The sequence below is a fragment of the Nocardioides pyridinolyticus genome, from assembly GCF_054653575.1.
In genome coordinates this window covers 1-11,666 of sequence record NZ_BAAIFY010000046.1, presented here as the reverse complement: position 1 = coordinate 11,666, position 11,666 = coordinate 1, and the positions used below count along the sequence as shown (strand labels likewise).

Genomic DNA, 11,666 nt, shown 5'->3' with positions numbered 1-11,666 from the left:
AGGCGTGTGGCAAGGCTGCATCTACGAGATGCCCTTCGTGGTGGTGGAAATCGTTCCCTAGAGAACACCGATTCCACCAGCACGTAAGGGCATTCTCACTTCACGCCGCGCTCACAACCCCGAGCTCATCGGTGGATCGAGGCTAAGCGGCGAGTCCCGCAGATGCGGCGCGCCGCCGCGCGACGCCCGGCCCGGCCCGGCCACTATCTTGACGCGCTCGTGGGCGGAAGCGTACGCCCGCCTGCGAGCTCCTCGCCGCATGCTGACGGAAACACCTGCCGCAGGCACGTCTGCCGCGACTCGACGGAGACCGCGTCACACCGCCGCGAAGTGGGCAGGCCCTGCTGCCAGCTTCACCGACCTGATTCGAACTCCGGCCAGCGACCTCGGGATTGGTAGTACTCGGGCGCCTCGGGCGCCTCGTTGAACTCCAGAAGCCCGCCGACCTTCTGCATGAGGAGTTCGCGGACCTCAGCGGGGGTGGCGAAGAAGAACTCGCGGCGTTCGTGGACGAAGTTGACGCGACGGTCTGCGAACGCCTTATGGAGGTCGTTCTCAAGCGTGACCGCGTCGTCGGAGAAGAAGAGGGCGTGGGTGTCGTAGAGGAACGGAACTGAGGCGTCACCAAGCTCTCGGACTCGGTCACGCGGTTCGAGGCGTCGGGTCATGCCGATCTTGACGATGTTGGGGCCCAGCGCGCCGATGTTGGAGATGACGTAGATGTAGCCGGCACGGATGTTGGCGGTGCGGTAGTCGTTGGCCTCAATCGCCTGGTCGATCTCGGCGAGGCGCCCGGCGAGCTCGTCGGCCGCTCCAGTGTCGCCCTTCGCCCGGAGCTGCTCGAGCGCTGTGGTGTAGTGCGCCCTCTCCTTCTCGAGCCGCTCGCGTTCGGCGGCCAGTTCTTGCTCGGCCTTGCGCTGCTCGCGGAGGAGCTCGCGTTCCTCTCGTGCCTTCTCCTTCTCCTCCTGGACCTTCATCTGGTAGTCCGCGGTGAGCTCGAGCTCTTCGATGCGAAGGTCGTGGTAGTCCGGATTGACCCGCATCTCCATGATGACGCCGAGCTTCTCGATGGACTTCATCGCGTTCTCGAGCCGCTTCTTGGCGGTGGAGATGTTCCCGTTGCGGAGGGATCGGACGCAGTTGTCGGCTTCGGCGTTGTAGGCGCGGAGCATGAGCTTGGAGAGGTCGCCGACCATCTTGCGGCCCTTGGCCAGCGAGCCGTCGAACGTGAACATGTCGGCGGCGAGGACGGCTCGGTTGGTCTTCACGAGGTCGTCGATGCGTCCGTTGATGGCTGCGAGCCGGTCCCTGTATGCGGCGGCGTCTTCGAGCGGGTGGTGGTAGCGGTAGATCCCGACGTCTTGGAGGACGCGCTGGTCGTTGAGCTCGATGACCTCGCCGCCGGGCTGCGCCAGGGCGGCTTCAGATCAGCGATCCGGCTCAGCAGGGCGCTGGTGTCCGGTCCGGGGTCGGTGATTGAAGGTGGCACCGGTGCTGCGGGGACGGGTTCTTGCGCAACTGGTTCCGGGGGCAGCGGCTCAGGGTTGCTCTCGTCGGGCAGCCACAGCTGCCATCCGTCGGGCATCTCGGGCCAGGAAGGGTCGGGCTTCCACCCTGGTGGCGGCACCCATCCGGCGGGAGGTTGCGGCCACCCGGGAGGTGGGTTGAACCGCATCACTGGCCTCGCTGCCGGACGCCGCGGCTGGTGTCGGCCGGGGTGAGGTCGGAGGGCGACTTGGAGATCGCTGCGCCGAGATGAGCCAAGGTCGCCGACGGGACGACGTTCGCGAGATCGAAGGAGCTAAACGTGTCTCGGTCGGCTGCGACGATCACGAGCGGCACGTACTCGGGCTGCCCGGTGGCTGGAGCGATGCGGTTGGCACCGACGGTGAGCGCGATCGACTGGATCTTTTCCGCGCGGTCGGCTTCGAAGACCTCGTGCAGCGTGCGAACGGCGACCTGGTGGACCGCTGCTGCGTAACGGTCCTTCTGCGCTTTCGCGGTCAGCTGGGTGGCTGTGATCTCGTCCTTCGCCTTGACGTAGCGGTACTCCTTGACCGACGGCAGGGCAGAGGGCTCAGGGATGTTGACCTGCAGGGTGAGTTCGCGGCTGGCGAGGTCGAAGCCGTGCTCGTGTTCGACGGGGAAGGCGTCCGGGTAGACGGAGTTCGCGAGGACGATGCCGACGTAGTCCTCGATGGCGTACTCGACGTCGAAGGCCAGGTCGTTGATGAACTTGGCCAGTTCCTCGTTCTTGGCCGCAGCGTCGGTTTCGCGCTGCGCGCACTCGGCCCGGTAGGCGGCTTCGGCCTCCCCGAGCTTCTCGAGCCGCTCGGCTTCGGCCTTTTCGGGCTCTTGTGACTGATCCGTGGGTCATCGGCGGCCGGGGAGCGTTGGGCGCTGGCCGGCGAGGTTAAGCATGGCCAGGGCGATGAGTGCGTCGGGTGAGCGGAAACCGAAGGCCATGCGGGTGATGAGCCGGATCTTGGTGTTGACCGACTCGATGAGGCCGTTGGACAAGCCATGCTCGATGGCGGCGAGGATCGCTGGCTTGTGTTCGACGATGGTGCGCTGGAGCTTCACGAACCGTTCGATGCGGCACCGTCGCGCCCATCCGATCCAGGCGTCCAGGGCATCGGTAGCTTCGTCGACCGGGAGTTGGAACACCAGCCGCAGGCCTTCTTTGAGCAGGTAGGCGCGGTGCAGTCGGGGTTCGGCCTTCGCGATCCAGGCCAGCTTCGCCTGTTGTCGGGCGGTGAGGTTCTCAGGGTTCTTCCACAACGCGAACCTCGAGTCCTTCAACGCCTTCGCGTGACCGGAGGAGTTGTTCTCCTTGCCCGCTGCTCGCCGGGCTCGCAGGGTCCGGGCGTCGGCGCGTGCCTCGTTCCAGACCTGGCGGCGGACCTCGTCGAGGGCCTCGCCTGCCCACTTCACGACGTGGAAGGGATCGGCGCATCGGACCGCGTTGGGACAGCGCTCAGCGACCACGGCGGCGATCCAGCCCGGCCCCGTCGGCTGAGACATGGGTGATCAGCTTGCTGCGCTCCTCACCCAAGGCGTCGAAGAACGTGCTCAGCGTGGCCTTGTCCTTCCCCACACCGGCCCACACCAGTCGTCCGGAGTCATGGTCGACCACGATGGTCAGGTACTTGTGGCTGCGCTTGTAGGAGATCTCATCGATCCCGATCCGCCGCAGACCGGCGAAGAAGTCCAACCCGGCTGCGGTGTCGTCCCAGACGCGGGTGATGATCGCGCCGACGGTGCGCCAGGCGATCCGCATCAGCTCGGTGATCGCGGACTTCGAGCACTGTGTCGCCAGCCAAGCGACCTGCTGGTCGAACACCAGCGTGTGCCCAGCGCTATGGCGGGCCCAGGGCACCTGACGGACGGTAGGCCCGTGGGTCGGACAGTCCACCCGCGGCGCGTCGGCCTCGAGGAACACCTCCATGACCCCAAGATCGAGGCTCCGCCAACGCCTGCGTCCCTCACCGCGGTCGTACCACGGTGACCGGGTCCCACATTGTCCGCACCGCCCGCGACCGGCTCGCTGAGGGCGGACGTGGACGATGACGAACTCGACGTCCTCGTCGTACTCGACATCCTCGATCACGGTCTTCTCGACGCCCAACAGGGCACGCCATAGGCTGGCGTTTCGCACGCCGTTCTCCGCTCTGCAGTTCCTGAGTCTCGACAACCCAGAAACCTAGAGCGGGAGCGGCGTGTGGCCGTTCAGGCGCGAGCAACCACCCACGGAAGCGTCACAAGAGCCCCTTTTCGCGGGTTGCGATGGCCGCGATCTGGTCGGCGTGCTTTCTGGTGTTGCTGTCGTTCCACTCCTGGATGCGGCGCTGGTGGTCGGCCTGTGCGGCCGCGACGGCCTCGGCGTGCTTCTTCTTCCCGCCGAACGCACCGGACAGCCCCTTGGGGGCGGGCGGTTCCTGATACTCCGGTTGTGGCGGGTAGACGAGGTCGGGGACCGGCGGCGTCGGAGTGCCGAGCTTGTCGGGGTCGAACGGCGGGTGCTCGGCGGTGACCTTCAGCGACTCCAGGTCGACGTAGTCGTCGAAGTCGAGCGTCCAGGCAAGGAGCCCGTCGATGTCGTCGTACGAGGCGGCGAGGTCTTTGTTCATGGCCTCGACCTCGGCCGTGCGCGCCTCGACGTGTAGGCGCAGGGCTTCCTTCTCGGCGGCCTTGCGCTGGGCCTCGGAGGCTCGAGCAGCGGTCGCGCGTGCACGTTCGGCGGCCTTCACGGCACGCTCGTGCTCTCGGACCGCGGCATTGTGCGCACGGACAGCTTGCGCCTCCTGCTGGCGGCGTCGCTTCTCTGCCTGCTGTGCCTGGTAGTTCATCTCCGCGAAAAAGCCGCGCTTCGCCATGACCGCCCCTTCAGACCTGACTTTCGGAACGCACAGCACCGTAGACCCGACGTCCGACACATGCAGCAGAACTAAGGCGACCCGCGAGTGCGGCTGGCAGGACTGGCTGCGGCGAGCCTGTGGTGATGGCACCGTGGTGCAGGTGAAGTTCTTCCGCCGTCGCGACGCGAGACCCGCACCCCAGGTGACTGTCCGGGCGGAGATCGGCGTGCCGTCGTTGTCGGAACCGGTCGAGATGGCGGGCACCACCACGCACGGTGCAGCGGCTCTGGCCGACGTCTTCGCATCGGTGGGTCTGGCTGGGGGCGGGCTGCTCGACCAGCGCGGGCGACTGGTCCCGGAGCCGGAGAACCCGGTCGACCCGAACGCCGTTGCAGTCCAGGTGGCTGGGGCCAGGGTCGGGTATGTCCCGAGCTTCATTGCTCGCGGACTGCCCCGCGACCGGTCGCTGGACTGTCAGGTGCAGTTGTGGGCGGCTCCGACACCGAAGGGACTCCGGGTCCGCGGATGGTTCTTCGCCGGGGATGGCCCGGCGCGGTGGCCCCACACGGCCTCGAACCCACCGGCTATCACCGTCGAGGAGCGGCGCGCCGAACGAGCAGCCGACACCACGCGGATGGTGGACCAAGCGCTCGCAGGTGGCGGCGAGCGAGCGGAGCAGTTCAAAGCGGGCATGGTGGGCCGGCTGCACTATCTGGAGACGGTCGAGCCGATCAAGCAGCTCAAGCGAGAGGGGCGCCTGGCCGAGGCGCTTGCTCTTTGCTACGGAGCCATCGAGGCCGCCGAGAGCTCGCGCGAGGGCAGGGAGCCGGCCCCGTGGTACACGGAGCAGGCAGCGATCATCCATCGCAAGCTCGGCGAGCGCGACAAGGAAGAGGCGGTGCTCCGCCGCTGGCTCGCAGCCTGCCCGCCTGAGCGCCGCCGAGCGTCCAAGATTCAGAAGCGCCTCGACTCGCTCCTAGACTGACGCCCAGCACGACCCGGAACGGCACCGCGCCACTCGCTCGCGTGCCCCCGCAGCGCAGAGACGTCTTTCGTAAGTTTCGTAACTACGGTACCGTGGTGACGAACTGAAGGAGGACCCATGACCGCGACGCCCACCGAGGTGGTCAGCCCGACGTCCGCGGATGCCGACGAGCTGGCCAAGGTGCTGAGCTTCATCGAGGCTCACGAGGAACGGCATGGCTCCTCCCCTGCACCCGTCTTCTTCCTCAGCGGCTCGGGCGAGCACGACCGGGTCGAGCTGACCGAGCAGCTGCACGCGATCCTGAAGCAGGTGGTCCAGGCGCTGAGCCACGGGCAGTCGATCAGCATCCTGACCCGCGACCAGGAGATCTCGACTCAGCAGGCCGCCGAGATCCTGGGGTTGAGCCGTCCGACGGTCGTGAAGCTGATCGAGGACGGCGAGCTGACAGCACATGTGCCGGGCGCTGTGCGGCGCAAGCTCCGACTGGCTGACGTGCTGGCCTACCGCGAGGAGCTTCGCGCTCGCCGCAACCGGTTCATCACCGAGTCTTCGGCCGCGTACGACTCCGACGACGGGGCCGACGACGGGGCCGACGACGGGGTGGCTGAGTTGCTGGAGCAGGCGCGTCGCCACAAGTGAGCGCCCAGGTGTAAGACACCCTCTGCGAGACTCGGCGCATGTACCGCGCCGTCCTCGACACCTGTGCGCTGGTGCCGGTCCGGCAGCGTGACTTCTTGTTGCAGCTGGCAGCCGCGGAGGCCTACGCGCCGCTGTGGGGTTCGGGGATCTTGTTCGAGCTCGACTACGTGCTCGAACGGCTCGACACCAAGCGTGGCCGTGGTGAGGACAGCACAGAGCGCCGCCGGCACCTGTTCGAGCAGATGCGGCATGCGTTCCCGGGCGCCGAGATCGCAGCCCCCAAGGACCGCCCCTACGACTACGACCTCGACGATCCCGACGACGGGCACGTCGTGCACGCCGCGATCCTCGGCAAGGCCGACGCGATCGTCACCGACGACACCCGCGCCGGATTCCGCACCTCTGCGGTGCTGCGGGAGGCCACCATCGAGGTGGTCTCCCCGGCCGAGTTCGCGGCCAACACGGTCTCGGCACACCCCGGCGCCGGGGTCCGCTCACTGACGGCGATGGCGGGACGGATGACCGCACCGCCACGAACTCCCCAAGAGGTCCTCACCGAGCTACGGCACCGGTACGGCATGGACGAGGTGACTGAGATTCTCTCGCCCCTGTTGCCCGCCGATTGAGCCGCCGCGTCCCGGTCGAGCGTCACAGGCCGAGGTCCCTGCTCGAGGTGGTCGCGAGGGCTTCGACGGGACGGATGTAGCGGTTGAGGAGGACGCCGAGGTCCTTGTGGCGGGTCTGGGCGGCGATGCGGTGGAGGGGGACACCGGCGAGGGCGGCGGTGGTGGCTGGCCGGCGCGCAGGGAGTGGGCGGTGATGCGGGTGCCGTCGAGGCCCGCTTGTTCGGCGCGGTGGCGAAGCATCCGGGCGACGACCCAGTTGCCGAGCGGCTGGTCGCTGATCCGGGTCTGCCAGATCCGGGTGAACAGGGCGCTGGGCTCGCCGTCGATGTCGTCGTCGAGCTGGGTGCGGCGCAGGCGGGTCCAGGCGGCCAGGGCGGCGACCGGGTCGGTGGCGGCGTGACTGCTGTGGGCGACGGCGACCCGCTGGCCGTGGCGTCCCTGGTCGGTCTTGGAGTGCCGGATGGTGATCAGGAGGCCGGCGGGCTTGGGGTCGATGTCGGCAAGCGTGAGCGCGGCGAGCTCGGAGCCGCGCATGGCGGAGGCGTAGCCGAGCAGGATGATGGCGGTGTCGCGGACGCCGATCGGGACGCTGGTGTCGATGGCGGCGAGGATCTGGCGGATCTCGTCGGTCGTGAGCGGGCGGGCCAGGCGTCGAGGTGCGGTGCCGTAGGTGCGACGCAGCCCGAGTCGGACCTGACGCACCAAAGCGGTCCCGGCGGGGTTGGCCAGTCCCTGCTGGAGGTGGACGTGGCGGATCGCGGTGCAGGCCAGGTCGAGGGTGACCACGGCGGTGCCGTCGGCGGCCCGCTCGACCAAGTAGGCGGCGAGCGCGGCCGGGTCGGCGGGCAGCGGCTCGAGCCCGCGCGCGGCGCACCAGCGGGCCCAGACCCGCCAGGTGTGCGCGTACAGGACCCGGGTCGAGGGCGCGAGCGAGGCCTCGAGGGCGGCGGCGATCCGGACCGCGTCCTGGACCGTCAGGCCTGTCGGCACCTCAGTGGCGGAGGGGCTCGTGGCGGTGGGACACGTGGGGGCGAGTGTCATGGCCGGGTTGTACCGGCGACCACTCCCCCGGCTTCGACTCCCGCGTCTCGGCGGCGTCGGAGCGTAAGGATCCGGCGCGTACGTCGGTAAGCGCTGTCTTTCTGATGACCGAGTCAAGTTCAAATGCTTTCAGGCTCGGATCCACAGGGGGATCCGAGCCTGAATTTGGTAGCGGGGGCAGGATTTGAACCTGCGACCTCTGGACGTCCAGCATGCGCGCTTCCCCCGCTGAGTCCTCTTGACCGCTCTTGGCGAGGCGTGCTCTGACCTGCGCAGACGCGCGCATACCCACTGCCACGTGCCCTACTCGCCTTGACCTCCTCTGCTCCGATTGGACGGTTTGTGCTGTCGTTTTCGGGGCATTAACGCGACACGACTCAAATCGGAGTCCAGTCCCTGTGACCAGCGTGAACTTGCCGCCGCCGACCATCGGCTCGCAGTCGAACGGTGAGTTCGAGCCACAGGACCTCGGGTGCGCGAGGGCCTCACTGTTCGTCTGCCAGCCGAGCCCCTGGCGCGGCCGGACTACGCCTGGGGCATGCTCAGCGACCAATCAGAAGCGGCACCGACCTGGCGGCGAGAACTGAGTTGCTTGATTCCCTCAGGGGGTGTTGACAACCGCGACGGGGCAGTGCGCGTGCTCGGCGACGGCCGTCGACACCGAACGTTGCAGGACCGCGGCGACGGGGTTGCGGTGCCGTACTCCGACCACGACGAGCTGGGCGGACTGCGAGGCGTCGATGAGAGCGGTTGCGGGGTCGGTGGATCGGTGCTTGATCCGGTGTTCGACGTCGGGATACTGCTCGGAAAGGCCAGCGATGGTCTCGGCAATCGAGAGTTCCTCATCCTCGGTGGGTCCGTGTTCCTCGCTGCCACTCAACAGCCCGAGGACAGCGGAGCCGCGGGCGAGTCGTTCCCAGGAGCAGTGCATCAGGACCACTGGCAGGTCGGCGGTGGCGGCGTACTGGAACGCGAACTCGGCCGCCGGGCGCGATGCCGAGGTGCCGTCGACTCCGACGACGATGCGGCGCCCCAAAGCACCCTCGGAGGGCGGCTCCTTGACCACGATCACCGGGCAGGCGGCGTGGCGCGCGACAGCATGGTTGACAGAACCAAGCAGGGCTCGGCGTGTGTTGTCGCGACGCGAGCCGACGACCACAGCCGCTGCGTGCTGTGCGTGGTCGAGGATGACCGCTGGCGGGTCACCGATCTCGACGACCACCGAGACGCGTAGCTCCGGGTGCACGCTCGTGACTCGCTGAGCGGCGACGTCGAGAAACTCCTTGGCCTTCTCGGTCGCTGCTCGCTCGGCCGCGAGGAACTCCTCGGTGTTCGGGTGCACCTCGATTCCGTCTGCAGCGTGCACCAGCGTCAACGGCCGGCCAACGCTCCACGCCCACTGCGCGGCCCAGTCGACAGCGCGCTCGGAGTCCGGGGAGCCGCTGACAGCAGCGACCACCGAACCTGGTCCCTCCGGTCGTACCATGTCCTGATTCTCGCCTTGGACCGACTACCTGAGAAGGGACATTGGACCCCGACGGGAGGTGTCCCCTTGTCCTGTGAGCTCCAGGGTCCGGCATGGTCGCTCGAGTTCTCAGAGGTCCTGGACGCTCTTGCCTTCCTCACGCTCGGGGTGCGCGGGCTCGCGAACTGCCCGGGGAACCGGAGAGGAGGGTCCCTGTTGGCCGTGACCGATTGGGGTGGGCTTCGTCCGGGCATGACGTCCGCCGCTGTTCGAGGAGTGTCGGCGAACTTCGCCAGCAGCGGACCCGCTACGCCGAGCAGCACGACGTACGCCGAGGCAAGGGGGCCGACGTCGCCGTAGCCGGCGGTCACGGCGAGACCGGCGATGACGAGAGAGAATTCGCCACGAGCCACGAGCGCGCTCCCTGCACGCCATTGTCCGCGCCGGCCGATACCCGCGCGAGCGGCTGCGTAGGCACCCGAGGCGAGCTTGGTCAGGGCCGTCGCGGCACCCAGGGCGAGGGCGGGCAAAAGGTAGGGGGCCAGGGTCGCTGGCGCGACCGCGAGTCCGAAGGAGAGGAAGAACATGGCGGCGAAGAGGTCGCGCAGTGGCCGCAGCACCGTGCGGGCGCGATCGGCCGTGGCCCCGGGTATGGCCAGACCCACGAGGAACGCGCCGACGGCTGCCGAGGCGTCGATTAGATAGGTGACACCCGCGACGACCAGCATAAGGCCGAGGATCCGCAGCAGCACCTGCTCGTCCTCCTGGTGGCCGAGCAGACGGCCAAGATGCCGGCCGATCAGTCGGGTGGACAGCAGGACGGCGACTACCAGTCCCAACGCCGTGGCAACCGCGAGGATGGCCGTCAGCGCGCTTCCTCCGGTGAGGATCACGACCAGCAGTGGGAGGTAGACCGCCATGGCGATGTCCTCGAGCACGAGGACCGAGAGGACCACGGGTGTTTCGCGGTTACCCATCCTATTGAGGTCGTTCAACAGGCGGGCGACGATTCCCGAGGAGGAGATCCAGGTGATGCCCGCGAGCGCTACGCAGGCCTCCCACTCGTAACCCAGCAGGGCGCCGGCGATGAAGCCGAGTGGGGCGTTGAGGGCCAGGTCGACGAGACCGGAACCTGTATGTCTACGCAGGGTGGCGGTGAACTCGCTGGCCGAGAATTCCAGGCCGAGCATGAGCAGGAGGAGGAGGACCCCGATCTCTCCGGCTGCGCGGACGAACTCCTCGGTGGCGCCGACGTCGTGGATGCCGCCCTCTCCGAGTAGCAGCCCGGCCAGCAGGAAGAACGGGATCGGCGACAGGTCCACGCGGCGGGCGAGGGCGCCCAGTAGCGCGAGGGTCAGCAGGAGCACTCCCAGCTCGATCAGGAAGACTCCCACGGCTCGTCCTATCCGAGAAGCACGCCGCGGGCACGCTCGATGCCCTGCTCGGTGCCGATGACCACCAGGGAGTGTCCGCCGAGCAGCGTCTCGTCGGGGGTCGGGGAGGGGACGACCGCGTCTTCCTTGACCACCGCGACGATGGAGACACCCGTGAGGGTCCGCAGCCGGGTCTCGCCCAGGGTCCGTCCGTCGAACCGGGACCCGCCGGGGATGTCGATGGTCGCCGAGGCGAGACCGGGGACCTCGCGGCTGAGGTCGGCGAAACGCTCGACGATGCGCGGCGCCCCGAGGATGTCCGCGAGCGCCTCCGCCTGCTGCCTGTCCAGGCTGAACAGGGTCTCCGCGGCGTCGGGATCCGCGCCGCCGAAGCAGACCACGTCGAACTCGCCGTCGCGCCGGGCGACGATCCCGACGTCGTGACCCGACGCTGCCGTGAACTCGTAGCGCACCCCGACACCGGGGAGCAGCACCTCTGTGACTTCCATGCCCGCAGTCTCCCCGATGGGCAACGGTCTGCGTCCCTGTTCGCCCCGGCTGCTGGCTGTCACAAGCCCTCCCGTCCAGGGTGACCATGGCGTCGACGGTGTCGCCGGACGGTCTTGTCGAGCTCACCGACGACCACCGCCAGCGATGCGATTGCGGCGGCCGCAATCCAGTGCTGTGGGTCGAGGGCCACTGTGTCGAAGAGCCCCTGCAGCAAGGGGAGATGGACCACGAGCACCTGCATTCCCACGACGAGCGCGAGGCTGCCGAGCAGCCACCAGTTGGTCGGCACGGTGCGGGAGAAGGCCGACTCGTGCTCGGTGCGGACGTTGAGGGCGTTGGCGACCTGGAACAGCACGAAGGTGGTGAACGCGAACGTCGTGGCGTAGGTGATGCCGCGGTTGTGATCGGCGGTGGCCAGGACGGCCAGGGTGCCGGCGGCCATGACGACGGCAACCAGCGTCATCCGCCATAGTCGTGGCCAGGACAGGATGTGTGCGTTCGCGGGCCGGGGCGGTCGGTCCATGGTGCGCCGGTTCGGCTTGTCCAGGCCGAGCGCGAGCGCGGGCGGACCATCGGCGATGAGGTTGATCCACAGCACCTGTACGGCGGTCATGGGTGCGGGGAGCCCGGCGATGACGGCGGCGATGAAGGTGAGGATGGCGGCGATGT

General features: G+C 68.2%; 11 protein-coding genes, 1 tRNA gene and 1 pseudogene. 4 read left to right on the top strand and 9 right to left on the bottom strand.

The genetic code is table 11. The features are described 5' to 3' along the window. Positions 1-353: 353 nt before the first annotated feature. Positions 354-1,268 carry an SNIPE associated domain-containing protein gene (locus tag ACYQ0U_RS22045; RefSeq protein ID WP_488199421.1) on the bottom strand — a complete coding sequence of 305 codons (915 nt, stop codon included), beginning with the start codon at positions 1,266-1,268 and terminating at the stop codon, positions 354-356. Between the two features lie 487 nt (positions 1,269-1,755). Between ACYQ0U_RS22045 and ACYQ0U_RS22040 the strand changes: the two genes are divergently transcribed. After that, the gene (locus ACYQ0U_RS22040; protein ID WP_459976034.1) at positions 1,756-2,361 is read left to right on the top strand and encodes a hypothetical protein; all 606 of its coding nucleotides are present in this window, start codon (positions 1,756-1,758) and stop codon (positions 2,359-2,361) included. Between the two features lie 12 nt (positions 2,362-2,373). Here ACYQ0U_RS22040 and ACYQ0U_RS22035 read toward each other — a convergent pair. Together ACYQ0U_RS22035 and ACYQ0U_RS22030 are read right to left on the bottom strand one after the other, a co-directional pair. After that, positions 2,374-3,658: pseudogene (locus ACYQ0U_RS22035) on the bottom strand (ISL3 family transposase). Positions 3,659-3,758: 100 nt separating this feature from the next. Next, entirely contained in the window at positions 3,759-4,376 is a 618-nt protein-coding gene (locus ACYQ0U_RS22030) for a hypothetical protein (RefSeq protein ID WP_459976033.1), read from the bottom strand. A gap of 142 nt (positions 4,377-4,518) precedes the next feature. Here ACYQ0U_RS22030 and ACYQ0U_RS22025 point away from each other — a divergent pair, with 142 nt between their 5' ends. The 3 genes from ACYQ0U_RS22025 to ACYQ0U_RS22015 all read left to right on the top strand — a co-directional run bounded on the left by ACYQ0U_RS22025 (position 4,519) and on the right by ACYQ0U_RS22015 (position 6,608). Next, the gene (locus ACYQ0U_RS22025; protein WP_459976032.1) at positions 4,519-5,343 is read left to right on the top strand and encodes a hypothetical protein; all 825 of its coding nucleotides are present in this window, start codon (positions 4,519-4,521) and stop codon (positions 5,341-5,343) included. 117 nt (positions 5,344-5,460) lie between these two features. Then, on the top strand, positions 5,461-5,982 hold the full coding sequence (locus ACYQ0U_RS22020; protein WP_459976031.1) for an excisionase family DNA-binding protein: 522 nt from the start codon (positions 5,461-5,463) through the stop codon (positions 5,980-5,982). 38 nt (positions 5,983-6,020) lie between these two features. Continuing rightward, positions 6,021-6,608, top strand: a complete 588-nt coding sequence (locus ACYQ0U_RS22015; protein WP_459976030.1) for a PIN domain-containing protein — start codon at positions 6,021-6,023, stop codon at positions 6,606-6,608. Here ACYQ0U_RS22015 and ACYQ0U_RS22010 read toward each other — a convergent pair. The 6 genes from ACYQ0U_RS22010 to ACYQ0U_RS21985 form a co-directional block, all read right to left on the bottom strand. Next, positions 6,543-7,649, bottom strand: coding sequence for a tyrosine-type recombinase/integrase (locus ACYQ0U_RS22010; protein WP_459976029.1), 1,107 nt, complete (start codon positions 7,647-7,649; stop codon positions 6,543-6,545). The genes ACYQ0U_RS22015 and ACYQ0U_RS22010 overlap by 66 nt on opposite strands. Before the next feature lie 166 nt (positions 7,650-7,815). Continuing rightward, positions 7,816-7,879, bottom strand: a tRNA-OTHER gene (locus tag ACYQ0U_RS22005). Positions 7,880-8,250: 371 nt separating this feature from the next. Then, on the bottom strand, positions 8,251-9,135 hold the full coding sequence (locus tag ACYQ0U_RS22000; RefSeq protein WP_459976028.1) for a universal stress protein: 885 nt from the start codon (positions 9,133-9,135) through the stop codon (positions 8,251-8,253). Then, positions 9,021-10,481, bottom strand: a complete 1,461-nt coding sequence (locus ACYQ0U_RS21995; RefSeq protein WP_459976027.1) for a cation:proton antiporter — start codon at positions 10,479-10,481, stop codon at positions 9,021-9,023. Before ACYQ0U_RS21995 ends, ACYQ0U_RS22000 begins: the two co-directional genes overlap by 115 nt. Positions 10,482-10,516: 35 nt before the next feature. Next, positions 10,517-10,996, bottom strand: a complete 480-nt coding sequence (locus ACYQ0U_RS21990; protein WP_459976026.1) for a cation:proton antiporter regulatory subunit — start codon at positions 10,994-10,996, stop codon at positions 10,517-10,519. A 59-nt stretch (positions 10,997-11,055) separates the two neighbouring features. Beyond that, positions 11,056-11,666 (bottom strand): cation transporting ATPase C-terminal domain-containing protein (locus ACYQ0U_RS21985; protein ID WP_459976025.1); only part of this gene is annotated, 611 nt, incomplete at its 5' end.

What these genes read in the sequence shown, in the direction of transcription:
- ACYQ0U_RS22040 (WP_459976034.1), top strand. Translation starts at nt 1,756, where the DNA reads ATGAGCCAAGGTCGCCGACGGGACGACGTTCGCGAGATCGAAGGAGCT.
- ACYQ0U_RS22030 (WP_459976033.1), bottom strand. Translation starts at nt 4,376, where the DNA reads ATGGCGAAGCGCGGCTTTTTCGCGGAGATGAACTACCAGGCACAGCAG.
- ACYQ0U_RS22020 (WP_459976031.1), top strand. Translation starts at nt 5,461, where the DNA reads ATGACCGCGACGCCCACCGAGGTGGTCAGCCCGACGTCCGCGGATGCC.
- ACYQ0U_RS22015 (WP_459976030.1), top strand. Translation starts at nt 6,021, where the DNA reads ATGTACCGCGCCGTCCTCGACACCTGTGCGCTGGTGCCGGTCCGGCAG.
- ACYQ0U_RS22010 (WP_459976029.1), bottom strand. Translation starts at nt 7,649, where the DNA reads ATGACACTCGCCCCCACGTGTCCCACCGCCACGAGCCCCTCCGCCACT.
- ACYQ0U_RS22000 (WP_459976028.1), bottom strand. Translation starts at nt 9,135, where the DNA reads ATGGTACGACCGGAGGGACCAGGTTCGGTGGTCGCTGCTGTCAGCGGC.
- ACYQ0U_RS21990 (WP_459976026.1), bottom strand. Translation starts at nt 10,996, where the DNA reads ATGGAAGTCACAGAGGTGCTGCTCCCCGGTGTCGGGGTGCGCTACGAG.